This is a genomic window from Pseudomonas sp. Sample_9, from assembly GCF_004307535.1.
GTDB lineage: Bacteria > Pseudomonadota > Gammaproteobacteria > Pseudomonadales > Pseudomonadaceae > Aquipseudomonas > Aquipseudomonas mercuritolerans.
The window spans coordinates 24,542-47,471 of record NZ_RAZO01000164.1; the positions used below are offsets into that span (position 1 = coordinate 24,542).

Consider the following 22,930-nt stretch of genomic DNA (forward strand, 5'->3'; position numbering starts at 1 on the left):
AAGCCTCCTTGTTTCAACGCAAGCGGGCGCGCAGTTGGATGAAGCGACGCGTCGCAAAAAGTCCGGCCGGGCGCCAGTGTCGCTGCGGTTGCAGCCACGGCGTCAACAACGCCATTTGCTCGGCAGCAGGTTTGTCGGCCAGTGCCGCTTCCAGATTGAGCAGATCGGCATCATCGTCAAAGGTTTCCTCTACCGCAGCTTCGCGGCGTACGTAAGGCCGAGGTCGCGATGCCGGGCAATCCTGAGTGATCCAGTCGCGCAGCAGCTGTTTCTCATAGCCGTTGAACACCCCGAACATCGCCGCATCGCTACCGTCGATCAAACGCCAGAAGCGACTTTCTTCCACCGCCTCGCCGCGCTTGATCCAGCTCTTGCGCTCCAGAGCTGCAAGGAATTCGCCCATTTGCCCCGGCGTGGCCAGCCATTGATTGATGGTGCGGTTTTCGATGCGGCAGTAATCGGAATGCATGTGCCGGCCAAAGACAGCCTTGCGCTCAAGCATGGCGATGACTTCGTGGTCCAGATCGAACTCTGTAATCACGGCGGTTGTGCCCTTGCCGATGTCATTCAGGCGATAACCGATGGCCATGCGCCGATAGAACTCATCGCGCTCTTCGCCCAGCGGCATCAGCTCAAGCATCGATTGCACAGCCTTGCGCGCGTGGCCGGTGCTGGCGTTGTCGATGGTCACGTGCAGGCGGAAATAGTGCGGATCGATGCCCAGTTCAGCCAGCTCATAAGCACTGATCAACAAGTGCAGCGGCAGTTGCTCGTAGCCGAGGTTGAAGCCAATGACTTCCGGCAGAAACTGTCCGCCGAAGCGCCCCAGCGCCAACTGCACCGCGCCTTGCAGGAAGTATTCGTCAGCGAGGCCGCTGAGGTCAGAGCAATCGTGCTCGGCAAGCAATTTGCGGTAGATCACCACGTGATTCTGCCGAGGAACACCTTCGCCCAACTCTTCCAGATAGGTATCGAGCAAATCGTCGAAACGCGGGTCCTGCCACTGCGGCAGCAACCCGGCCAGCCAAGCGCCATCGACCTCTTTGGTCGGTGCCACATGCAAGATGAAATACAACGCGTGTGACTTGTTGCGGAAATAGCGCCGTGGTGCACCTTGCTGGCGTTGTTCGAGGTACTCAGCGTATTCGGCAGCAACTCTGGCGCACCGGGTTTCCGACCATTGCAGCAGCTCTTCGGCGCTGGCCGGCAAATCGTCAAACAGTGCAGCCGCCTTGCTCAGTTGCCGACGGAGAAAGTCCAGTGCCGCACGGTCAGCCGTGGAGTCTTCTGCCAACAATCGGTCATAGAGCCGGCGCTCGGTATCCGCCGGCGTGGATGTTTTACCCGAAGACTTCCTGGTCGGGATTTCGATCAGCGACATGACTCATTCCCCTGCGTTATTGGCATTGCCTATAAACGAAAGAGTGATTGGCGCTGAAAAAAATTCCTTTTTTGTGCGGGGCGATGCGCTCAGTGGTGTGGATGGTTGACTAACCCAAAGCCGTGTCGAGAAACATCATTACGCCGAAGCCAAGCATCAGCCCAAGCGTGGCAGGCGTTTCGTGGCCGTTGCGGTGAGTTTCCGGAATCACTTCATGGGACACCACGAAAATCATCGCGCCGGCGGCCAGGCCCATCGCCACCGGGAAGCCCAGCGCGAAGCTGTTGGTGATGCCCAAACCGATGATCGCGCCCAACGGTTCCATCAATCCTGAAGCGGCGGCGATCAACGCTGCACGCACTGCGGAAATTCCGGTCACCCGCAGCGCCAACGCCACGGCCAGACCTTCGGGGATGTCCTGAATGGCGATCGCAGTGGTCAGCGGCAGGCCGATTTTCATGTCGCCGGTGGCGAAGCTGACGCCGATCGCCATGCCTTCCGGCAGGTTGTGCAGGGTGATCGCCAGCACGAACAGCCAGACCCGATTGAAGCGCTTGGCTTCCGGGCCGCGCCGGCCGCTTTTTTCATGTTCGTGAGGAACGAAACGGTCGAGGCCGACCATCAACGCCACGCCCAAGGCCATGCCGGCCACAACGACGGCAGCGGCGAGCATGGGACTGCTCACCGCCTCCTTCGCCGCCGCAATGCCCGGCAGGATCAGTGAAAAGGAACTGGCTGCCAGCATCATCCCCGCCGCGAAACCGAGCATGGTGTCCTGGGTTCGCGAAGTAATCGCCCGCAACGCCAGGGCCAATAACGCACCGACTGCCGTGGCGGCAAAACCCGACAGTCCGCCAAGTGTGGCGAGGCGCAAGGTGTCGCGGCCTGTACTGACCAAACCGGTGTAGCCACTGATCAACAGCAACACGGTTACACCGACCAGGGTCAGCCAGAAAATGCGCCCTCCCCAGCCCGTACGCGAAAGGTTCACGAACCATGCGCGTACGGGAGCTGCGAATGAAGATGACGGTAGCGCCATGAAAACTCCTCGGTTTCAGGTGGCCGGTGCGAACGGCGTGGTTTCATCCAACTGCGCCAGCGGAACATCGCTGCCACCCGGGGTAAGAATCACCTTGCGGCATTCTTCCTGTTTTTTATTGAAGATCTTGTAGCCCTCGGCGGCCTGCTCCAGCGACAGCCTGTGGGTGATGATCGCTTCGGGCTGCAACTTGCCGGTTTCGATGTGGCCAAGCAGTTCCGGCAGAAAACGCTGAACATGAGTCTGGCCCATTTTGAAGGTCAGGCCCTTGTCAAAAGCATCGCCGAACATAAAACCATGGATGAACCCGGCATATACGCCCGGAACGCTGACCACACCACCGCGCCGGACTGCGGCGATGCACTGGCGCAAGGCTTTGCCGCTGCTGCCTTCAAGCTTGAGTGTAGCCATGACGGTTTCGGTGGTGCTGCCCTTGGCTTCAAGGCCTACGGCATCGACCACCGCATCGACGCCGCGATGGCCCGGGGTCTGGCTGGTAATGGTGTCAGCCGGGTCATCGTCTTCATCGAAGTTGATCGGAATCACGCCGTAGGTGCGCTGGGCGTAATCGAGGCGGTACTGGTGATGGTCGACCATGAAGATCTGCTCAGCGCCGAGCATCCTGGCGCAGGCTGCGGTGAGCAGACCGACCGGCCCGGCACCATAAATCGCCAGACTCGAACCCTGTTTGACGCCGGCGTTGATCACCGCCTGCCAGGCAGTCGGCAGGATGTCAGAGAGAAACAGCACTTTCTCGTCCGACAGCGTGCCCGGCACCTTGAACGGCCCGGTGTTGGCTTTCGGTACGCGCACCAGCTCCGCCTGGCCACCGGGAATTCCGCCATACAGACGGCTGTAGCCAAACAGCGCTGCTGGCGGCGGAATCATTTTCTTGTTCAGCGCCGCGCCGGGGCCTTCATTAGTGGTCTCGCAGGCGGCGTAAAGCTCTTGCTGACAGAAAAAGCAATCGCCACAGGCGATCACGAACGGAATCACCACACGGTCGCCGCGCTGCACAGCGGTGACGGCTGGGCCGGTTTCTTCGACGATGCCCATGAACTCATGGCCAAAGATATCGCCGTGCTCGACGGTGGGTATTTTGCCTCGATACAGGTGCAGGTCCGATCCGCAGATGGCGGTAGCGGTGACGCGCAGGATGATGTCGTCGGCGGCTTCAAGTTTCGGGTCCGGTACGGTTTCGACGCGCACGTCATGGGCGCCGTGATAGGTCATTGCTCGCATGGCTTGGTCCTCACTCGTTTGAACGAAAATGGCTACTGCTCCACTTTCCGAAGTGAAAATGGTCGAGTGAGTTCATTCGGGTTTTCGAGATTTTGATCAGCGGATGTCGATCGCTTCTCGGACGAGCCGATGTGTACGTCCGTTTGCCTGCCATATAACTGCCGTCTGAGTTATGCGACAATGCGCGCCAATGTCCAACAAGAACCCCGTACTCGTCGCTCAGCAGCTTGCCTTCAACGGCCCCAGTTGCGGACGGCTTATGCGCGTTGGCTCAACTCAAGCACAGACTGGGGGGAGCTGGAAAAGCTCCAGATTGGTACTCAAGTCCGGTACCAGGCACCACAGACCAGCTCTAACCCATTGATAGGTAAGGTAATTGATCTCCACAGCTAACATCACGATGCAGTTTGGCGCCAAGCCGCTGTTCGAAAACGTTTCGGTCAAATTCGGCGCAGGCAATCGCTACGGCCTGATCGGTGCCAACGGTTGCGGCAAGTCGACCTTCATGAAAATCCTCGGCGGCGATCTCGATCCGTCCGGCGGTCAGGTCATGCTCGAGCCGAACGTGCGTCTGGGTAAGCTGCGCCAGGATCAGTTCGCCTACGAAGAATTCACCGTGATCGACACCGTGATCATGGGTCACGAAGAGCTGTGGAAGGTCAAGGCCGAGCGCGATCGCATCTACTCGCTGGCGGAAATGTCCGAAGAAGACGGCATGGCCGTTGCCGAGCTGGAAACCGAGTTCGCCGAGATGGACGGCTACACCGCCGAATCCCGCGCCGGCGAACTGTTGCTGGGTCTGGGCATTCCGCTGGAACAGCATTTCGGCCCGATGAGCGAAGTTTCGCCAGGCTGGAAACTGCGCGTGTTGCTGGCGCAGGCACTGTTCTCCGATCCGGAAGTGCTGTTGCTCGACGAACCGACCAACCACCTGGACATCAACACCATTCGCTGGCTGGAAAACATCCTGACTCAGCGTAACAGCCTGATGATCATCATCTCCCACGACCGTCACTTCCTGAACAGCGTGTGCACGCACATGGCTGACCTGGATTACGGCGAGCTGCGTCTGTTCCCGGGCAACTACGACGAATACATGACCGTGGCGACCCAGTCCCGCGAGCAACTGCTGTCGGACAACGCCAAGAAGAAAGCGCAGATTTCCGAGCTGCAGTCGTTCGTCAGCCGCTTCTCGGCCAACGCCTCGAAAGCCAAGCAGGCCACCTCCCGCGCCAAAGCGATCGACAAGATCCAGCTGGCCGAGGTCAAGCCTTCCAGCCGCGTCAGCCCGTTCATTCGATTCGAACAGAACAAAAAGCTGCATCGTCAGGCGGTCATGGTCGAGAAAATGGCCAAGGGTTTCGATGGCAAGCCACTGTTCAAGGACTTCAGCTTCCAGGTTGAAGCCGGCGAGCGCGTTGCGATCATCGGCCCGAACGGTATCGGCAAGACCACCCTGCTGCGCACCCTGGTCAACGAACTGACCCCGGATGCCGGTAGCGTGAAATGGACCGACGCCGCCGAGCTGGGCTACTACGCTCAGGATCACGCTCACGACTTCGAAGACGACGTCACCCTGTTCGACTGGATGGGTCAGTGGACCCAGGGCGAGCAGATGATTCGCGGTACTTTGGGCCGCATGCTGTTCTCCAACGACGAGATCCTCAAGTCGGTCAAGGTCATCTCCGGTGGTGAGCAAGGCCGCATGCTGTTCGGCAAGCTGATCCTGCAAAAGCCGAACGTATTGATCATGGACGAGCCGACCAACCACCTGGACATGGAATCGATCGAAGCGCTGAACCTGGCGCTGGAAAACTACCCGGGCACGCTGATTTTCGTCAGCCACGACCGTGAGTTCGTATCGTCCCTGGCCACGCGCATCATCGAGCTGAGCCCGAACGGCGTGACCGACTTCAGCGGCACTTATGATGACTACCTGCGTAGCCAGGGCGTTGTTTTTTAAGGGCAGCTGCGAGTTTCCAGCGGCAAGCTGCAAGTTAAAAGCCCTGTCCGTGTGACGGGGCTTTTTGCATTCGGCGGTTGGGAATTGTGGGTGCGCAGATATTCGCGAGCAGGCTCGCTCCCACAGGGGGAATGCATTTCAAATGTGGGAGCGAGCCTGCTCGCGAAGGGGCCGTCAGCAGCCCCATCAATCCCAAGGGAAAGTAGTTAGCCTGCTTTCTTTTATCCCAGCCCCGCGCCATGATGTCGGCAACTCTCCCACCGCCGCCCGCGAACGAGTGCTCATGTCTGCGCAGCCACTGCCCCCGCAAAGCTCCCTGGCGATCACCCTGCAGATCGTCTCCATCGTTTTCTACACCTTCATTGCCTTTCTCTGTATCGGTTTGCCGATTGCGGTATTGCCCGGTTACGTCCATGAGCAACTCGGTTTCAGCGCGATCATTGCCGGCCTGGTGATCGGTTCGCAGTACCTCGCCACACTGCTCAGTCGGCCAATGGCCGGGCGCATGTCGGATACCCTTGGCACCAAGCGGGCGATCATTTATGGCTTGTGGGGGATTGTCCTCAGTGGCGCGCTGACACTGCTGTCGACCTTGCTGCAAAGCTTTCCGCTGACCAGTCTGTTGATCCTGATTGCCGGGCGCTTGTTGCTCGGTATCGCCCAAGGCCTGATCGGCGTCGGCACCATCAGTTGGTGCATGGGTCAGGTCGGTGTCGAGCACACGGCAAAATCAATCGGCTGGAACGGCATCGCCTCTTACGGCGCGATCGCAATTGGTGCGCCTCTGGGCGTGGTGATGGTTGCCGAATATGGTTTTGTCAGCCTTGGCCTCGCGCTGTCGGCGTTGGCGGCAGGTGCGCTGTGGTTGATTCGCAACAAGCCTTCGGTGCCGGTGATTCGTGGCGAGCGCCTGTCATTCTGGGCGGTGTTCGGCAAGATTGCGCCGTACGGCACCAGCCTGACCCTCGCCTCGATCGGCTACGGCACGCTGACCACCTTCATCACTCTTTACTACCTCAACCGAGGCTGGACCGGCGCGGCCTATTGCCTGACCGTGTTTGGCGTGTGCTTCATTCTCTCGCGGTTGTTGTTCATCTCGGCAATTGCCCGGTTTGGCGGGTTTGCCTCGGCCATCGTTTGCATGTCGGTGGAAACTGTCGGCCTGGTGATGTTGTGGCTGGCGCCCTCCACTGCGTATGCGTTGATGGGCGCAGGGCTGGCCGGGTTCGGGCTGTCACTGGTATATCCGGCGCTGGGCGTTGAGGCGATCAAACAAGTGCCGAGTTCCAGTCGCGGATCGGGGCTGGGAGCTTATGCGGTGTTCTTTGATCTGGCGTTGGCGATCGCCGGTCCGCTGATGGGCGCGGTGGCGTTGAATCTGGGCTATTCGTGGATCTTCTTCAGCGCGGCATTGTTGTCGGTGACCGGGTTGGGCCTGACCCTCGTTCTCAAGCGCCGCGCAACCTCCTGAAACCACACGGTTCCCCTGTAGGAGCTGACGAGTGCAACGAGGCTGCGATCTCTTGATCTTGAATAATCAAAGCAGCCTCGTTGCACTCGTCAGCTCCTACAGGAATTGGTGGGGGTGATGAAGTTATTGATCCGCCGTCTGCATCCCCGCCCTGCTCGATTTGCCCAGTGCATGAGCAAAAAACCGTCCGGCCTCGGAGATCAGGTTGCGGTGAATATCCTCGCGATCCACACCGTCGGCATCGGTGCACAACGCCGGCATGGCGCGGATCTGCTCTTCGGTGCACGGCGCCATGAACACGAAGTGCCCTGCCCCGGCCAGCAGTTTGAAGTCCGGCGCGGTGGGCAGTTTGCGCGCCAGGGCCGCAGCGTTTTTATCGAAGGCCACCAGTTTGTCGCCGTCGCCGCTGTAGAGCAGCACCGGTACGTGCACATCGGCGAGGGTATGACGGCCGAACTTCAGGCTCAGCGGCGCCATGAGCAATAAGGCGTGAACCCGTGGATCGGCCACCGGCTGCAAGTCATCGCGATCGACAATCAACTCACCCTGGGTGTTGCAGGCATCGTGATCGTCCGGGCGTTCCTGACAATAGCGGCGCAGACGATCCAGATCCGGTTGCGCCCCGGAAAGAATCAACGCGGTCTCGCCACCGGCCGAATAGCCAATGACGCCAACCTGGTCAGCATTGACGAAAGGCGCCAGCATGCTGTCACCGAGCGTCGCGGTGATCGCTTGGGAAATCTGGATTGGCCGCCCGTAAAGATTGCTCAACGTGCCGAGTCGGCTGTGATCGCGCCAGTTGTCGCCGGGATGAATCACCGCCACCACGACAAAGCCCTTGCGCGCGAGCGACGTCGCCAGATCATGCAAGGCCAGCGGCGTGCCGGTATTGCCGTGGGAGAGCATCAACATGGGAAAGCGGCCGATCGCGACCTTGGTGTCCTCACCAGCCTCCACGGAATAGCCCTCAAGCAAGCTCATGTGCTCGCGGTCACTGGAGGGGTAGAAAGCGATGGCGCGCATCGGTTGCAGATCGAGCGGGTCGAGAAAGGTCATCTCGTGATAACCGACGCTCCAGACAGGGTGGCGTCCCGGTGCGGCCTGCACTGAATTCAGGCTGCCCAGCAGGAAAATCAGCAACATTGCACAAAGATGCCTCATGAATGCCCCACCCTGTCGGACCACATCGTCGGATGTGCTGAAACTGCATAACCCGGGCCAGATTATGTAACAGCCGGAAACAAAAAACTCCGTATTCGGCCCTTGCGTAACCAGAATACAGAGTTTTTTGGGCATTACCTGAACATCGGCTGTTCTTTACGCAAGCCTTACGCAGCGGCGAACAGTTGCTCGCTGATCTTCGCTTGTGCAGCGCTCATGGCGTTGTTGCGCACTTCTTCGCCATAGGCCAGACCTTCAGCGCGGACGATTTCGATATCGGTGATGCCGAGGAAGCCCAGTACCAGCTTCAGATATTCTTCGTGAGCGATGCCGCTGGCCTGACCGGCGTGGATGCCACCGGAAGTCGACACGATCACCACTTTCTTGCCGCCGCAGAGGCCTTCAGGGCCGGCTTCGGTGTAGCGGAACGTCTGGCCAGCGACGGCAACGCGGTCGATCCACGCTTTAAGCTGGGTTGGAACAGTGAAGTTGTACATCGGCGCGGCAATCACCACGGCGTCGGCAGCGATGAATTCGGCCAGGGTCGAAGCGCTCAGCTCGGCTTCGTGCTGTTGCGCAGCGTCGCGCAGTTCGGCGGTGGTGCCGGCGGCAACCAGTGTGGTCGACGAGAAGTGGCTGATCGCGTCGGCGGCCAGGTCGCGGTAGGTGACTACGGCGCTTGGCTCGGTGGCTTGCCAGGCGTCGACGACTTGACGGCTCAACTGACGGGAAGCCGAGTTGTCGCCGAGAATGCTCGAATCGATGTGCAACAGTTTCATATGGGTTCTCCTGAAAGAATCGCCGGCGGCGACGGAATGGAGACAATCCTACGCAACAAACCAATAGCTGATTAGTCGCCGACGATGCGATAGTTCGTCCCATTGATAGAACGACTGGAAACGCGCATGCAGGACCTCAACGATCTCTACTATTTCGCCAAGGTGGTCGAAGCCGGCGGATTTGCCGCCGCCGGGCGCCTGCTCGGCATTCCCAAGTCACGGCTTTCAAGAAGGATCGCCGAACTGGAAGAGCGCCTCGGCGCACGTCTGCTGCAACGCACCACCCGCCAACTCAATCTCACTGCCGTCGGTGAACGCTATTTGCGCCACTGTCAGGCGATGTTGCTGGAAGCGGAAATGGCCGATGAAGCGGTAGCAAGCATGTCCAGCGAGCCGCGCGGGCGCTTGCGGGTGTCGTGCCCGACCGGGCTTGCCCATGAAATGCTGCCGACGGTAATCAGCGACTTTCTCGGCAAGTTTCCTCAGGTGCAGCTGGAGGTCGTACTGCTCAATCGCCGGGTGGATCTGGTCACTGAAGGCATCGATGTCGCTTTGCGCGTGCGTGATCACGGCGATGAAGATCCGTTGCTGGTCACCCGGCGCTTGCGTCAGGCCCAAGCAGTGGTGATCGCCAGCCCAGCCTTCATGCAAGGCAAAACCATCAATCATCCGCAGGACCTGAAGAATCTGCCGGTGCTCGGCGCGCTGGAAGCCGATCGCATGGTGCATGTGCGTCTGCTTGATCAGCAAGGCAAGAGCGTCGATCTGAGCATGGAAGCGCGACTGGGCATCGATGATTTCGTGGTGCGCAAGGCCTGCGTCCTGGCCGGTCAGGGCTTTACTGTGCTGCCGATGATGTTCTGCGAAACCGAATTGCGTAACGGCACATTGGTGCAAGTGCTACCGGAATGGTCATTGCCCGGCGGCTGGTTGCAAGCGGTGTATCCGCACCGGCGCGGGGTGATGCCAGCGGTGCGCGCATGGATCGATCACCTGGTCGAATCGTTCAATGCCTGCGGGGACAGGTTTCTATGAAACAAGGAAGAATGAGCGAAGCCGAGGTTGCCGAATTTTGTCTGGCGCTGCCCGGCGCGCGGGAAGACTACAAATGGGGCGGCGTGCGGGTATTTTCGATTGCCGGCAACAAGATGTTTGCCTTGCAGGGGCTGCGTGGGGATTCGCTGGCGTTCAAGGTCGACAAGGATCTGTTTCTCGGCCATTGCGACCGCCCCGGGATTCATCCGGCGCCGTATCTGGCGCGGGCGCAGTGGATCATCATGCATCCGCCCTACCCGCTGGGTGCCGAGGAATTGCGGGGTTTGTTGCAGCGATCGCATCAACTGGTGGTGAGCAGGTTGCCTAGGAAAACCCAAATCGGCCTGAAGCTGTAAACCGATCCCGTGTAGGAGCTGCCGAAGGCTGCGATCTTTTGGGACGCAGAGCGTCCCTGGCTGCATTCCCACGCAGAGCGTGGGAACGATCAATCAAAAGATCGCAGCCTTCGGCAGCTACAGAGGAATGTGTTTTCCTCAGATCAGCGACAGCAAGTTCGATCCGAGAAACATCTGGTCAATCCAGAACACCTGATGCAACAACACGATCGCCCAGAACAGAATCTGAAACGACACCTTGCGGGTCTTGTGCCGGAACACCTGCTGCGCGACCAAGGCGCCCGGCCAGCCGCCCGCCAGTTCTAACGCGTGCAGGATGTTTTCCGGGGTGCGCCAGGCGTCGGCGCGAGCTTTGCGTTTGTCGGCCCAGTACACAAAGAACGCCAGCACACTGACAATCCCGTACGCCGCCAGCGGCACCGGCGAGATGCCGCTGAGCCACATCGACAGCGAGCCGAATAACGGCAGCGCGCAGACGATCAACAGCACCAGCAGTTTCAACTTCAGATGCTGAACGCGCCCGCCCTCAGGCCGGCCTTCCGGGCGGCGCGCGCGGGAATCATTCATGCCTTCGCTGCCGACCAGTCCACCCAGCCGAACTGCCACGTCGCCAGAATGAACAGGCCGAAGGCAATCCGGTACCAGGCAAAGGCTGCATAGCTGTGGCTGCCGATGAACTTGAGCAGGCCGCGCACAGCGATCATGGCGAAGATGAACGCCGTGACGAAACCAACCGCGAACACCGGGAAATCCGCCGGCACGAACAGGTCGCGGTATTTGTAGCCGGAATATACCGCCGCACCGACCATGGTTGGCATGGCGAGGAAGAACGAGAACTCGGTGGCGGTCTTGCGTGACAGGCCGAACAGCAGGCCGCCAATAATTGTCGAGCCGGAACGCGAGGTGCCTGGAATCATCGCCAGGCATTGCGCGAAGCCGATTTTCAAGGCGTCAGTCCAGCGGATCTCGTCGACGGTTTCGGCATGCACTTCATGCTGGCGCTGTTCGGCCCACAACATGATGATTCCGCCGATGACCAGCGCTGCGGCCACGGTAATCGGGTTGAACAGGTATTCGTGGATCAGATCGGCAAAAATCACCCCGAGCACTACGGCTGGCAGGAAGGCGATCAACAGGTTGGCGGTGAAACGCCGTGCACTCGGCTGGGTCGGCAGACCGATCACCACGTCGAGGATCTTGCGGCGAAACTCCCAGACTACCGCGAGAATCGCGCCGAGCTGGATGATGATATTGAACGCCATGGCCCGTTCGCCGCCGAAGTTCAGCAAGTCGGCAACGATGATCTGGTGTCCGGTACTCGAAATGGGCAAAAACTCCGTCAGCCCTTCTACAACGCCTAGTATCAGTGCCTGCAAGGCAGTCCAAAGATCCATCAATCCCCCAGAGAGCGATGCACACCGGCATGCCCCGATAGTATTTTCTAGTGTTCACTGCGTTCAGCGTAGCTGGTTGAAGCTGTACCGATTCCGCGCGCACAGGATCCACACGAAACGGTAAAAATTCCGTGAAATTTCAAAACCGGATTCAGGTTTTCACGCGCGGGGCCGAAATCTTAACAGACAAGCCTTAATAGCGCTTCCCGCGTTGAAAGGCTTGAATCGCGCAGTCCCGAGCACTCAGCTGTGGCTGGATGCTGGCGATCGTTTATTACAAGAACAAGAATCCGGAGTGACAGCGTTATGAACAGCTTGCGCAGTGTGTCGATCAGCCGACGCTTGTGGCTCATCCTGGTGGTGGCGGTGGTCATGTTGCTGACCTTGGGCGTGCTGATGCTCAAGCAGATCCACGACGACCTCTACAGCGCCAAGGCGCAGAAAACCCAGCATGTGGTGCAGACCGCCAGCGGCCTGCTCACCTACTACCACGGCCTGGAAACCGCCGGCACCTTGACCAGGGATGCCGCGCAGAAACAGGCGCTGACCGCAATCCGTGGCCTGCGCTACGACCAGAGCGACTACTTCTGGATCAACGACCTCACCCCCGTGATGGTCATGCACCCGACCAACCCCAAACTCGAAGGCCAGAACCTCTCGGCGATCCGCGACCCGGACGGCTTTGCGGTGTTCAACGAAATGGTCGCCATTGCCAAGGCCAAGGGCGCTGGCATGGTCAATTATCGCTGGCCGAAACCGGGGGCGACGGATCCGGTGGCGAAGACTTCCTATGTGAAGCTGTTCGAGCCGTGGGGCTGGGTGATCGGTTCCGGCGTGTATGTCGACGACGTGCAGGCGGAATTTCAGGGACAAATGATCAAGGCGTCGGCAATCGGCCTGGCGATTGCGCTGATCATGGCGCTGCTGGTGATCCTGATCGCACGCAGCATCGTCCGTCCGTTGCAGGAAACCGTGAATGCGATGGCCAACATCGCCAGCGGCGAAAGCGACCTGACCCGCAGCCTCGATACTTATGGCAAGGATGAAGTCACCGAACTGGCCCATCACTTCAATGCCTTCACCGCCAAGTTGCGTCGGGTGATTGGTGAGTTGCAGGTGTCGGCCAGTGCCTTGGGTCAGTCGTCCAGCGAGCTGGGCAACGACGCATCGCAGGCGCAGCAGCGCAGTCAGCAGCAATCGCAGCAGATGGAACTGGTGGCCACGGCAATCAACGAAGTCACCTACGGCGTGCAGGACGTGGCGAAAAACGCCGAACACGCCGCCGCTGAAATGCGTGATGCCGAAGCGCAGGCGCAACAGGGCCAGATCAACATCGACGGCAGCTTGCAGCAGATCGACAAGCTTTCGGGCACGATCGATCAGGCGGTGGAAGTGATCCGCACCCTGGCGGCGGAGAGCACGCAGATTGGCAGCGTGCTGGAGGTGATTCGCTCGATCGCCGAGCAGACCAATCTGCTGGCGCTCAATGCGGCGATTGAAGCAGCACGTGCGGGTGAGCAAGGTCGTGGGTTCGCCGTGGTAGCCGATGAGGTGCGCTTGCTGGCGCAACGTACGCAGAAATCGACGGCGGAGATTCAGTCGATGATCGAGCGCCTGCAGAATCATTCGGAGGCTGCGGTGAAGGTGATTGGCGACAGTAGCAAAGCCTCGCAACTGACCATTGAACAGGCGGGATTGGCCGGGGCGAGTCTCAATGCGATTGGCCAGGCGTTGCGTAATCTGAATGGGCTGAATGCGTCGATCGCCAGCGCCACGTTGCAACAGGCGCATGTGGTCGAGGACATCAACCAGAACGTGACCCAGGCGGCCGGGCTTTCGCACAGCACTGCTTTGGCGGCTGAACAATCCAGTGCAGCCAGTCTGCGACTTGGACAACTGAGCGAACAGCTCAACGGGTTGCTGCGCCAGTTCCGGGTCTGACCGGTCACCGAGGTGAGCCCACCCCTCACCCCAGCCCTCTCCCCGAGGAGAGGGAGCCGACCGAGGGGTCTGGCGTCATACATCGACCTGAGCAATCGAGTCGATTATGGATTCAACGAAAATCGTTCAAACCGACGCTGCTCCAAAGCGTCCCCCAATCAGTCCCCTCTCCCTCCGGGAGAGGGTTAGGGTGAGGGGCTTTTGATCTTACTAATGCAGTACAATCCGCCCCCTTCTTTCACTCCCCCAAGGATCCCTCATGTCCGGGCTTGAACTGTTTGCCGCTGCCCTCGGGGTCATCGCCGTGTGGCTGACGGTCAAGCAGAATCCATGGTGCTGGCCGATCGGGCTGGTCATGGTGTTGCTCTACAGCTGGATCTTCTTTGAGGTGAAGCTGTATTCGGACATGTTGCTGCAAGTGATCTACGCCGCGCTGCAGATCTACGGCTGGTGGCAGTGGACTCGCGCCGGAACCATGCATGACGGTCGCGAAGTCACCCGCCTCGATACACGCTCGATTCTGCTCGGCCTCGGTATCGGCGCAATCGGCAGCATCTTGCTGGGCGCCGCGATGGCGCACTGGACCGATGCCGCACAGCCGTGGCTCGATGCGGCGCTCACCGGTTTCAGTCTGGTCGCGCAACTGTGGATGGCGCAGAAACGCCTGCAATGCTGGGCGCTGTGGTCTGTCCTCGATGTGATTTTTGTCGGCCTGTTCATCTATAAAGGCCTGTACCTGACCGCCGCCCTTTACGCGCTGTTTACCCTGATCGCCATGCAAGGCTGGCGGGAATGGCGCGCCGATCCGGCGTTGCGCACATGAAAGTCGTTGTCCTCACCGGCCCGGAATCCACCGGCAAAAGCTGGCTGGCGGCAGGCTTGGAGCAGCGTTTCGGCGGCGTGCGCGTTGATGAATATGTTCGCCGCTTCATCGAAGAAAACCCACGCGACACTTGCCTCGCGGATATTCCCGATATCGCCCGGGGCCAGTTGCAATGGGAAGATCAGGCACGGGCGAAACAGCCCGCGCTGCTGATCCTCGACACCCATCTGCTGAGCAATATCCTCTGGAGCCAAACCCTGTTCGGCGACTGCCCAGCCTGGCTGGAAAAGGAATTGCTTGCGCGCCATTACGACCTGCACCTGCTGCTGTCGCCGCAACAGGTCGACTGGGCGGAAGACGGCCAGCGCTGCCAACCGGATCTCGCGGATCGCATGGCCTTCTACGGAGCCACCCGCGACTGGTTGATCCAGCATCAACAGCCTGTGCAAATCATCGAAGGCAATTGGGCCGAACGCCAGACGCAAGCCTTTGCGGCGGTCGAGCGTTTGCTGTCCACTTGAGCCGCGACGGCGGCATTTCGGGCAAAACTGTCCGTTTTTGAAACACTCCTGACCGCGCAAAGCCCCCGTCCAAACGCTGTTCATCTCTCCGTCACGCGACCTGTTACGCCGATGAAACACATTGGCGCAAACCCTTGTTCCAGAGCTTTGTAACGTCAGTTGGCACTCAACCGGCTCCCCGCGTGTATCAACGGTGAAACAGTAACGACCAGAGCCGTCCGCTCATATCCGCCAAACCATTGAAATAACAAGACAATCCAAAACCGGCACAGCTTTCGCTCTCTCCTTCACAACGCTGAATATCCCAGCCCACTGAAGAAGGAATTGCAGCCGTGGGGAATTTCAATAAAAGCCTGACCTGCCTCCTGCTGATCGGATCAGCTGCCAGCGCATTGATCAGCGTCAGCGCCCAGGCCGAAGGCAACGGGGTGATCGTCCTCAACCGCGACGTTCAGCCCATCCCGATCGGCCGCAATGGCGGCAAAGACCCGTATCCGACCACGGTCAACGCCAACCCTTCGGCGCGGATCAACCAGACCCTCAGCAGTACCGAACTGACTGACGGTGATTTCGCCAGTGTCGCCAGCGGCTCGTCGATTCGCGGCAACATGACCACGCCCAGCTCCAACCTGCCCGGCATGAACACCCTGACCAACCAGAATGGCCTGCCCGGTATGCGCACTGGCAGCGGCGGGGGTTCTGGCGCCTCCATCTCAAACACCGTCAACCGGGCGATGAGCACCGGCCTGGCGCCGCTGACTCGCATGGCCGGAGGCCAATGACATGAATCGCACCCTGCTGCTTCTCGCCCTGCTCGGCTGCACCAGCGCCATGGCCGATTCTTCTTCAGTCAACAAGGCAGATATTCAGGATTCAGGCGCTCAGTATCGCGGCAACTTCAACGTCAACCAGGCCGCCGGTGACCAGATGCAACAAGCCAACACCAAGGCGATTGCCATCGGCACCGAAGCCCATGCCACCACCAGCGTCAGGCAGACCATCGACACGCCCGCCAGCCGCGCCATCGACGCGAGCGCCAACATCGGCGGCAACTCCTTCAGCAATGGCAACGGCATCCTCGGTGTGAACCAGGGCGCCGGTGCCAACAATCAAATGGCCAACGTGACGCGCGTCAGCATCAGTGCCGGCCCGCAGAGCGTTGACGACAGCGCCCTTTCGCAACAGAACGTGGCGTTTTTACCGAGCTCAGGAGCAACTGGTACCTCAATCGGCAGTCGCCAGGTCACGACAAGTGATCAGGCCTTCACCGGCAGCCGCGGGGTAATCCAGGTGAACCAGAGTGCCGGGGTGGGGAACCGAATGGCTAACACCCTGAGCATCCGGGTCGCAGACTGACCCATACAAAGTGCAATTGGAAAAGTAACAACACTTAACCCAACTAATAAGCACGACGGAGAAACACCATGAAACCTACAATGGCTCTCAAACCACTGGTTTTCGCACTCGCAGCAGTGATGGCAATCGCAGCACAGGCAGGCGGCCGTGATGACAACAACGGTCATGGTAACGGGCATGGCAATGGACACGGCAACGGTCACGGCCAGCCACAAGGTCCAAATCTTGAACAACTGTTGCAGATCACCGCAGGCGCCGGCGCCGCTGTACTCGACGCGCAAAACAGCGACGGCAACGTGGTGAAAAACCAGGGCACCCTGAACAACGCCAATGCCAGCGACTCGCTCAACGGCTCCAACGGCAACATGGGCGCCAACGTTGCCGCCGGCGACGGCAACCAGCAGGACAACGCAGCTGCGCTGGCCACCGCTGACGAAAGCTTCATCTTCGGCAACGCTGTTGCAGCCTCGAGCGCGACTCAGGTGAACAACAACAACTACGTGAAAAACTCGTCCACTTTCAACAACGCCACGCTCAACAATGCAGGCAACAATGGTTCCGGCAACATCGGCATCAACGTGAGCTCGGGCAACTTCAACCAACAGAAAAACAACCTCGCCATCGCCGTTTCCGGTGGTCGTGTAGCGCAGGCTGCTGCCTCTGCCAACCAGTCCTCGACTGGCCTGGTCGTGGAAAACAAAGGCGTGCAGGCTTACAAAACCGACACCCTCACCGGTACTTATGCAGCTGCCGGCACATTCAAAGCCAAAGGCACCGCAACCATCGAAGACGACAACCACGGCGGTTGGGGCAACCGTGGCGGCGGCCATGGCGGCAACGATGATCAGAAAGCCAAGTTCGAAGCCGTGGGTACTTTTGGCCTCGCTGGCGTCACCACCCAACAAGTGTTGACCAAAGATGGCTGGAAAACCCCAGTCGTCAACAACGCCAACATGACCAACTCGATGAACAACTTCTCCGGCAACGGCGGAGCCAACGTCTCGGCGGGTGTGGGCAACCAACAAAGCAACTCGCTGTCCATCGCCGCAGGTTGCAAAGCCTGCATGTAATCGCGATCGAAACGAAAGCCCCGGCAACGGGGCTTTTTTCCCAGGTTCCACAAGGCGTATTCGATCATGCGGACTCCTGCCCTCCTCGCTCTGCTTTGCCTGTGCGGCCTGACCCAGGCAGCGCAGATGCCCGTGGCTGCCCTGCCGGGTGGCGTGCTGGTCTACAAGGACGTGCAAAGCATTCGTGAGCGCAAGTTTGCCGACATCGTCGAACAGAAAACCGATTTCAGCTGCGGCGCTGCCGCACTGGCAACGGTCCTGCGCCAGGCCTATTGGCTCGACGTCGATGAGGAGCACATCATCAAAGGCATGCTGGTCAACGCTGACCAGGACCTGGTGCGAACCCAGGGTTTCTCCATGCTCGACATGAAGCGCTACGTAGAAAGCATCGGCATGCGCGCCCGTGGCTACCGGATCCCGCCCGAGAAACTCGAAGCGGTGACCATTCCGGTGGTGGTCCTGATGGACATTCGTGGCTACAAGCATTTCGTCGTCCTGCAGCGCTCGGACAAGAATTGGGTCTACATCGGTGACCCGGTTCTCGGCCACAAGCGCTACAAGCACGACGACTTTGTCAAAGGTTGGAACGGCATTGTCTTTGCCATCGTCGGCCCCGGTTACGACAAGGCCAACGCCTTGCGCAGCCCTCCCGTGCCGCTGACGGCGAAGAACTCGCTGGACAGTTTCAACCCGGTCAAAGATGCGGAACTGATGGATTTCGGGTTCATTCAGAGCGACTTCTTTTAATCGCCGAGTTAGAAAATGGGACTGGATGTCCCGGGAGCAGCAGATGAAAAGCTCATACTGGCTGGCCGCCGCCTGCCTGGCAGCGAGTGCGTCAGGTTTAGCCCATGCCGGATTCAAACCCATCGAAATCAAGGACCAGGAGCTCGCCGAGCTGCGCGGTCGTTACGTCATGCCGGGGCGGATCATCAGCTTCGGCATTGTCATGAGCAGCACCTGGCGCAACGCCAGCGGCGATTTGATCGGGGCTGCGACCTCGATGCAGGTCCAGGCCGCAACGGTCAAACCGGAATTCTATGTCTCGACCATCAAGGAGTCGGGCAATGGCAGTGCTCCCACATTGGGTACCGGCACTGTCATCGGTGGCGCCGGCCTCAACAGCAGCCAGGGCGTGACGCAAAGCGTGCGCGCCGCCGGCGATGGCAACACCGCCAACAACAACGTCGCGATCAACGTCAGCGAGGCCAGTCAGGCCCCGGCTCTGGTGCCTTCGCAAGGCCAGGCCCTTGTCGCCGGGCAGACCATCACCGGCAGCAACGGCGCCGGCAGCGTCGCGGTTTCGGCCAATGGTGGTGGCGTGCAAATGGCGATTCAGGCCAGCGGCAATCAGGGCACCGCGCTGCAACAGGTCGCCCAGGGCGGGCTGCTGCAGAACACCCGTTTGCTGGGCAGTGCCAACGTGGTCAACAACCTTACACAGCTCAACGTCGTACTTAACAATAACGGCAGAAGCGCCGGTGCACTGGATTGCAACCTGACCCAACTCGGGGCCCTACGCAATATCGGATATTGAACTACGCTGAGTCTCGATCATTGGGCTTAAAGGGACGGCTTATTCATGTATCGATCAGTATCACTGCGCGCCGCAGTGTGTTTGAGTACCCTTCTCCCGGCGGCAATGCTGCAAGCAGCACCCGACGCCGATGTAGAAGCCCTGAAACGGGAACTTCTGGAACTGAAACAACGATACGAACAACAACAACAAGCGCTGGCGGTACTTGAACAACGGGTCCGCCAGGTAGAAGAAACACCCGCCGCCCCAGCGCCAAAACGGCTGGCCAAATCGCCGTCCGACATGAAAGGCAATCGCGTCGCTACCGGAGCCGCCACGGGCACCGGTGCGGCCGCTGCATCGGGAGGCGCCGCCGGGGGCAGTGGCGCTTCCTACGGTCAATCACTGGCCGATGATTCGCAACCGGCACAGAGCGTTTCCAATCTGTATGACGAAGCCAGCGGTTTCTTTGGCGGCGGCAAGTTCAGCGTCGAAACCGGCCTGACCTATTCGCGCTACGACACCCGCCAGTTGATCCTCAACGGCTTCCTTGCGCTGGATTCGATCTTTCTCGGCAACATCAACCTCGACCGGATCAAGGCCGACACCTGGACCCTCGACCTCACCGGCCGCTACAACTTCGACAACCGCTGGCAGTTCGACCTGAACGTGCCGGTGGTGTATCGCGAGTCGACATATCAGTCCGGCGGCGGCAATCAGGGCGCGGCCGGTGTGACGACTGAAGAAACCGTGACCAAGGATCCAACCATTGGCGATGTCAACTTCGGGATCGCCTACAAGTTCCTCGACGAGTCGGTCAACACCCCGGACGCCGTGGTCACCCTGCGCGTCAAGGCGCCGACCGGCAAAGACCCGTTCGGCATCAAACTGCGCCAGACCGACGCCAACTCCAACCTGTTCGTCCCCGACACCCTGCCCACCGGCAACGGCGTCTGGTCGATCACGCCGGGTATCTCGCTGGTCAAGACGTTCGACCCGGCGGTGCTGTTCGGCAGCCTCTCCTACACCCACAACCTCGAGGAGTCATTCGACGACATCAGTTCCACGGTCAACCAGAAAACCCCGGGCAAGGTGAAGATTGGCGACAGCTTCCAGATCGGCGCCGGTATCGCCTTCGCGCTGAACGAGAAGATGAGTATGTCGTTCTCGGTCTCCGACCTGGTGCAACGCAAGAGCAAGCTGAAACAGGACGGCGGCGATTGGGAATCGGTGGTTTCCAGTGATGCCAACGCCGGTTACTTCAACGTCGGCATGACGATTGCGGCAACCGACAACCTGACGATCGTGCCGAACTTGTCGATCGGCATGACCGATGACGCGCCGGACTTTTCGTTCAGCCTGAAATTCCCGTATTACTTCTAAGCAAAAGCAAAAGATCGCAGCCTCCGGCAGCTCCTACAGGGATTACGCAATCCAAACGTAGGAACCGCCGAAGGCTGCGATCTTTTGATTCTCAGGTTTTTTGCTCATCGACCATTCATCGGAAACATGCCCGCACCTGTCAGGTATGACAGGTGTGCTTTTCACGTAATTAACTTCTGATACTTGCAGTGTCTGGTCGCCGTGATCAGCATGTTCAGGAGCATTTAGCCGTGACTGTACTTAGCGCCGCAGACTTGTTTCGTCCTCGAATTCCCTTGGCTACCGAGCTGGAAACGCCGGAGGAATATCATGGTGGCATATCGTTGGAAGCAGTGAAAAGTGGCTACCTGACCGGGGTCGTTGATCCTTGGCTCAACATGGCTCTGAAGGACAAGTGTGCTTTTTACTTTGATAACCCGGTTTTCCCGGTTCGTACCATAGAGATCGATGAAAACAACATTAATAAACAGCTCACGTTCGATATCCCGGCAGGCCAGATCACCAATGGCAGCGCCAACGCCTTCTACATAGTTACCCGATTGAATCAGGGTCCGGTCGAGTCGGATAGCTTGCTGTTATGGGTCAAACTCACCCGCCCTGGCGACGTTGACACCGACAGCGAACCGGGACATTCCGGCCTTCTCTACACCCTTGATCCCGACCCTTCGAAGGGTGTGGATGCCGATATGGCCAGGGGTGGGATCAAAATGCTGGTGAAGCCTTACAAGAATATCGCCACTCATGATCGGATGTTTTGTCGCTGGGGTGACGAACTGGTTTCGTACTACCCGGTGACTGAAGCACAAGTCGCTGATCCGGCAAACAATCCGATCATCGTCACCTTCACTGAAGAAGTCATCAAAAAAGAAGGCAGCAAACCCCTTGTCGAAGTGTCCTTTCAAGTGGTCGACCGCGTTGGCAATTTTCCGGATCCAGAGGCGCCTTGGTCGAAAATCACTAATGTGTCGGTGGACCTTACCGACCGTTTGCCAGCGCCATTAGTTATGGTCGATGAACAAATCGTCTCGGCGATCGATCTAAAGCAATTGGGCAGGCACGATGCCGTTGCCCGCGCATTCTTCACAGACCAGCATTTCCAGATCAATGACGAGCTGAGCCTGACCTGGACGGGTATTCCGCCGCAGGGGCAGCCCGTAATTGTGGGACCGGCGAAAAAGAAGCTTCTTAGCCTGCCCAATATCCTCGATCTTACGATCCCGAACGCTGCGATCCTGCTCATCCGCAATGGTTCGGCCAAGGTCAGCTATGACTTGATCCGAGGCGACTTGCCTGCCCGTCAATCCCGTGAAGTCGACATCAAGGTGACCGGTGAAGTCAGCCAGTTGGAGCCACCGACTGTCACCGAAGCGCCGAATCTGGTGCTTGATCCGAATGTGCATCAAAACGGCTTCACAGTGGTGTTCGATAACTTGAAGTTGAATGCCAATGACGAAATTGAACTGGAGGTGGTCGGGCGACCTGGAGATGGTTCGGTGCCGCCCCAGAAGAAGGTCATAGTGGCTGGGCAAACAAAAACTGAATTCAAGATCCCTTACTCGATTACCGGAGCGAACCTGCAACTTCCAGTGGTTTTGAAATACTCGGTTATCAGCAGCGGACAGGGAACACCGGTTCAGAGTGTGGAATTGAAGATTGGCGAGTTGCTGCAGTCGAGCATGCCGATGCCGAAACTTGAGGGGTTTGATGGGGATGTGCTGGATGTTGGGTTGATCAAGGATGATACGAAGGTGTTGTGTGAGGCTTGGCCGTTGCAGTGCGCGAAAGGATGTCCGATTTGGTTGAAGTATGTGGAGACGTTTGCGGGTGGTGGGGAGCGGGTTAAGGAGCAGTTTGTGGGGGCGGCGCATGATCAGGAAGTGGGGCTGAGTTATTTGGCTGAGGTGGAGTGGTTGCGGGGGTGTAAGGCGGATTCGAAGTTGGTTGTTGTGTTGAAGGTGGGGTTGTATTCGGGGACGGTTGAGAGTGAGGCAGTTGGGTGTCGGGTGAGGAGTTACGTGGTTAAGGCTGGGTTGGATGATTTGACTACGTTTGATAACTATGACTGGAATCACTGGGCAATTAGCGCTTCTGGGGATTATCAATCTAAGATTTCTAATTCTTCAGATGAGTTTTTTTTAGAATCGCTATCTAATACAGGTTCGAGTATTTACCACGTGTGGATCTCCAAATCTTTTCAAGGCATTGAGACGGGCACCCCGCTTGAGTTTAGTTGTGATTGTCGTTCCTCAAGCAGTATCGGATTAATGCTCGTGCAGAATAATGAAATTGTATTAGAAGACAATGTACCTTCGGGTGGATTGTGGCAAAAAAAAATCGTAGCATTTTATGCAAGCGAGTCCCCGACACCTAACTCCCTAATGTTAGTTTTTCACGCGACCTCCCCCCACACTATAAATATGAAAAATCTAAGAATTAAACATAAATAATATAAACATGGTGTCAGGACCAAGACTAGTATTGCTTTCTCCCAAACACCTC

Annotated in this window: 21 protein-coding genes; 14 read left to right on the plus strand and 7 right to left on the minus strand. The window is 58.7% G+C overall.

Features of this window, described 5'->3' with window-relative positions:
- Positions 1-13 precede the first annotated feature (13 nt).
- The 3 genes from D6877_RS08950 to D6877_RS08960 all read right to left on the minus strand — a co-directional run bounded on the left by D6877_RS08950 (position 14) and on the right by D6877_RS08960 (position 3,662).
- Entirely contained in the window at positions 14-1,381 is a 1,368-nt protein-coding gene (locus tag D6877_RS08950) for an iron-containing redox enzyme family protein (protein ID WP_130910526.1), read from the minus strand.
- Positions 1,382-1,490: 109 nt separating this feature from the next.
- On the minus strand, positions 1,491-2,420 hold the full coding sequence (locus tag D6877_RS08955) for a ZIP family metal transporter (protein WP_122698304.1): 930 nt from the start codon (positions 2,418-2,420) through the stop codon (positions 1,491-1,493).
- Between the two features lie 15 nt (positions 2,421-2,435).
- On the minus strand, positions 2,436-3,662 hold the full coding sequence (locus tag D6877_RS08960; RefSeq protein WP_130910527.1) for a zinc-dependent alcohol dehydrogenase: 1,227 nt from the start codon (positions 3,660-3,662) through the stop codon (positions 2,436-2,438).
- 376 nt (positions 3,663-4,038) lie between these two features.
- On the opposite strand from D6877_RS08960, the gene D6877_RS08965 reads away from it, so the two are divergent.
- Both D6877_RS08965 and D6877_RS08970 read left to right on the plus strand, forming a co-directional pair.
- A complete protein-coding gene (locus D6877_RS08965) occupies positions 4,039-5,625 on the plus strand; it encodes an ABC-F family ATPase (RefSeq protein ID WP_016774693.1) in 1,587 nt (528 codons plus the stop codon).
- A gap of 283 nt (positions 5,626-5,908) precedes the next feature.
- Positions 5,909-7,096, plus strand: a complete 1,188-nt coding sequence (locus D6877_RS08970) for an MFS transporter (protein ID WP_130910528.1) — start codon at positions 5,909-5,911, stop codon at positions 7,094-7,096.
- A gap of 123 nt (positions 7,097-7,219) precedes the next feature.
- Here D6877_RS08970 and D6877_RS08975 read toward each other — a convergent pair whose 3' ends face one another.
- Together D6877_RS08975 and D6877_RS08980 are read right to left on the minus strand one after the other, a co-directional pair.
- A complete protein-coding gene (locus D6877_RS08975) occupies positions 7,220-8,257 on the minus strand; it encodes a dienelactone hydrolase (protein WP_130910529.1) in 1,038 nt (345 codons plus the stop codon).
- 167 nt (positions 8,258-8,424) lie between these two features.
- A complete protein-coding gene (locus tag D6877_RS08980) occupies positions 8,425-9,036 on the minus strand; it encodes an FMN-dependent NADH-azoreductase (protein WP_130910530.1) in 612 nt (203 codons plus the stop codon).
- Positions 9,037-9,162: 126 nt separating this feature from the next.
- On the opposite strand from D6877_RS08980, the gene D6877_RS08985 reads away from it, so the two are divergent.
- Together D6877_RS08985 and D6877_RS08990 are read left to right on the plus strand one after the other, a co-directional pair.
- The gene (locus D6877_RS08985; protein ID WP_130910531.1) at positions 9,163-10,071 is read left to right on the plus strand and encodes a LysR substrate-binding domain-containing protein; all 909 of its coding nucleotides are present in this window, start codon (positions 9,163-9,165) and stop codon (positions 10,069-10,071) included.
- Positions 10,068-10,427, plus strand: a complete 360-nt coding sequence (locus D6877_RS08990) for an MmcQ/YjbR family DNA-binding protein (protein ID WP_130910532.1) — start codon at positions 10,068-10,070, stop codon at positions 10,425-10,427. The genes D6877_RS08985 and D6877_RS08990 overlap by 4 nt, the downstream gene beginning before the upstream one ends.
- A 138-nt stretch (positions 10,428-10,565) precedes the next feature.
- Here the strand turns inward: D6877_RS08990 and D6877_RS08995 are convergent, their stop codons facing one another.
- Both D6877_RS08995 and D6877_RS09000 read right to left on the minus strand, forming a co-directional pair.
- The gene (locus D6877_RS08995) at positions 10,566-10,994 is read right to left on the minus strand and encodes a DUF1294 domain-containing protein (protein WP_130910533.1); all 429 of its coding nucleotides are present in this window, start codon (positions 10,992-10,994) and stop codon (positions 10,566-10,568) included.
- The gene (locus tag D6877_RS09000; protein ID WP_130910534.1) at positions 10,991-11,821 is read right to left on the minus strand and encodes an undecaprenyl-diphosphate phosphatase; all 831 of its coding nucleotides are present in this window, start codon (positions 11,819-11,821) and stop codon (positions 10,991-10,993) included. The genes D6877_RS08995 and D6877_RS09000 overlap by 4 nt, the downstream gene beginning before the upstream one ends.
- Positions 11,822-12,127: 306 nt before the next feature.
- Here D6877_RS09000 and D6877_RS09005 point away from each other — a divergent pair, with 306 nt between their 5' ends.
- The 10 genes from D6877_RS09005 (at position 12,128) to D6877_RS09050 (ending at position 22,878) form a co-directional block, all read left to right on the plus strand.
- Positions 12,128-13,762 carry a methyl-accepting chemotaxis protein gene (locus D6877_RS09005; protein ID WP_130910535.1) on the plus strand — a complete coding sequence of 545 codons (1,635 nt, stop codon included), beginning with the start codon at positions 12,128-12,130 and terminating at the stop codon, positions 13,760-13,762.
- A 259-nt stretch (positions 13,763-14,021) separates the two neighbouring features.
- Positions 14,022-14,585 carry a nicotinamide riboside transporter PnuC gene (gene pnuC, locus D6877_RS09010; RefSeq protein ID WP_130910536.1) on the plus strand — a complete coding sequence of 188 codons (564 nt, stop codon included), beginning with the start codon at positions 14,022-14,024 and terminating at the stop codon, positions 14,583-14,585.
- A complete protein-coding gene (locus D6877_RS09015) occupies positions 14,582-15,106 on the plus strand; it encodes an AAA family ATPase (RefSeq protein ID WP_130910537.1) in 525 nt (174 codons plus the stop codon). The genes pnuC and D6877_RS09015 overlap by 4 nt, the downstream gene beginning before the upstream one ends.
- Positions 15,107-15,438: 332 nt before the next feature.
- A complete protein-coding gene (locus D6877_RS09020) occupies positions 15,439-15,888 on the plus strand; it encodes a hypothetical protein (RefSeq protein ID WP_024012918.1) in 450 nt (149 codons plus the stop codon).
- Between the two features lies 1 nt (position 15,889).
- On the plus strand, positions 15,890-16,462 hold the full coding sequence (locus tag D6877_RS09025) for an adhesin (protein WP_130910538.1): 573 nt from the start codon (positions 15,890-15,892) through the stop codon (positions 16,460-16,462).
- 68 nt (positions 16,463-16,530) lie between these two features.
- A complete protein-coding gene (locus tag D6877_RS09030; protein ID WP_130910539.1) occupies positions 16,531-17,532 on the plus strand; it encodes a heme utilization protein in 1,002 nt (333 codons plus the stop codon).
- Positions 17,533-17,598: 66 nt separating this feature from the next.
- Positions 17,599-18,279: a C39 family peptidase gene (locus tag D6877_RS09035; RefSeq protein ID WP_130910540.1), complete on the plus strand. Its 681-nt coding sequence runs from the start codon at positions 17,599-17,601 to the stop codon at positions 18,277-18,279.
- Between the two features lie 43 nt (positions 18,280-18,322).
- Complete coding sequence (locus tag D6877_RS09040) at positions 18,323-19,069, plus strand: hypothetical protein (protein WP_130910541.1); 747 nt, start codon at positions 18,323-18,325, stop codon at positions 19,067-19,069.
- 45 nt (positions 19,070-19,114) lie between these two features.
- Positions 19,115-20,431 (plus strand): hypothetical protein, encoded by a 1,317-nt coding sequence (locus tag D6877_RS09045; RefSeq protein WP_130910542.1) that lies wholly within the window; start codon positions 19,115-19,117, stop codon positions 20,429-20,431.
- A gap of 230 nt (positions 20,432-20,661) precedes the next feature.
- Positions 20,662-22,878 carry a hypothetical protein gene (locus D6877_RS09050; RefSeq protein ID WP_130910543.1) on the plus strand — a complete coding sequence of 739 codons (2,217 nt, stop codon included), beginning with the start codon at positions 20,662-20,664 and terminating at the stop codon, positions 22,876-22,878.
- The last annotated feature ends 52 nt before the right edge of the window (positions 22,879-22,930 follow it).

Bases quoted from the DNA above. Each gene is read 5' to 3' on its own strand.
- D6877_RS08950 (WP_130910526.1), bottom strand. From the start codon at position 1,381: ATGTCGCTGATCGAAATCCCGACCAGGAAGTCTTCGGGTAAAACATCC.
- D6877_RS08955 (WP_122698304.1), bottom strand. From the start codon at position 2,420: ATGGCGCTACCGTCATCTTCATTCGCAGCTCCCGTACGCGCATGGTTC.
- D6877_RS08960 (WP_130910527.1), bottom strand. From the start codon at position 3,662: ATGCGAGCAATGACCTATCACGGCGCCCATGACGTGCGCGTCGAAACC.
- D6877_RS08970 (WP_130910528.1), top strand. From the start codon at position 5,909: ATGTCTGCGCAGCCACTGCCCCCGCAAAGCTCCCTGGCGATCACCCTG.
- D6877_RS08975 (WP_130910529.1), bottom strand. From the start codon at position 8,257: ATGAGGCATCTTTGTGCAATGTTGCTGATTTTCCTGCTGGGCAGCCTG.
- D6877_RS08980 (WP_130910530.1), bottom strand. From the start codon at position 9,036: ATGAAACTGTTGCACATCGATTCGAGCATTCTCGGCGACAACTCGGCT.
- D6877_RS08985 (WP_130910531.1), top strand. From the start codon at position 9,163: ATGCAGGACCTCAACGATCTCTACTATTTCGCCAAGGTGGTCGAAGCC.
- D6877_RS08990 (WP_130910532.1), top strand. From the start codon at position 10,068: ATGAAACAAGGAAGAATGAGCGAAGCCGAGGTTGCCGAATTTTGTCTG.
- D6877_RS08995 (WP_130910533.1), bottom strand. From the start codon at position 10,994: ATGAATGATTCCCGCGCGCGCCGCCCGGAAGGCCGGCCTGAGGGCGGG.
- D6877_RS09000 (WP_130910534.1), bottom strand. From the start codon at position 11,821: ATGGATCTTTGGACTGCCTTGCAGGCACTGATACTAGGCGTTGTAGAA.
- D6877_RS09005 (WP_130910535.1), top strand. From the start codon at position 12,128: ATGAACAGCTTGCGCAGTGTGTCGATCAGCCGACGCTTGTGGCTCATC.
- pnuC (WP_130910536.1), top strand. From the start codon at position 14,022: ATGTCCGGGCTTGAACTGTTTGCCGCTGCCCTCGGGGTCATCGCCGTG.
- D6877_RS09015 (WP_130910537.1), top strand. From the start codon at position 14,582: ATGAAAGTCGTTGTCCTCACCGGCCCGGAATCCACCGGCAAAAGCTGG.
- D6877_RS09025 (WP_130910538.1), top strand. From the start codon at position 15,890: ATGAATCGCACCCTGCTGCTTCTCGCCCTGCTCGGCTGCACCAGCGCC.
- D6877_RS09030 (WP_130910539.1), top strand. From the start codon at position 16,531: ATGAAACCTACAATGGCTCTCAAACCACTGGTTTTCGCACTCGCAGCA.
- D6877_RS09035 (WP_130910540.1), top strand. From the start codon at position 17,599: ATGCGGACTCCTGCCCTCCTCGCTCTGCTTTGCCTGTGCGGCCTGACC.
- D6877_RS09040 (WP_130910541.1), top strand. From the start codon at position 18,323: ATGAAAAGCTCATACTGGCTGGCCGCCGCCTGCCTGGCAGCGAGTGCG.
- D6877_RS09045 (WP_130910542.1), top strand. From the start codon at position 19,115: ATGTATCGATCAGTATCACTGCGCGCCGCAGTGTGTTTGAGTACCCTT.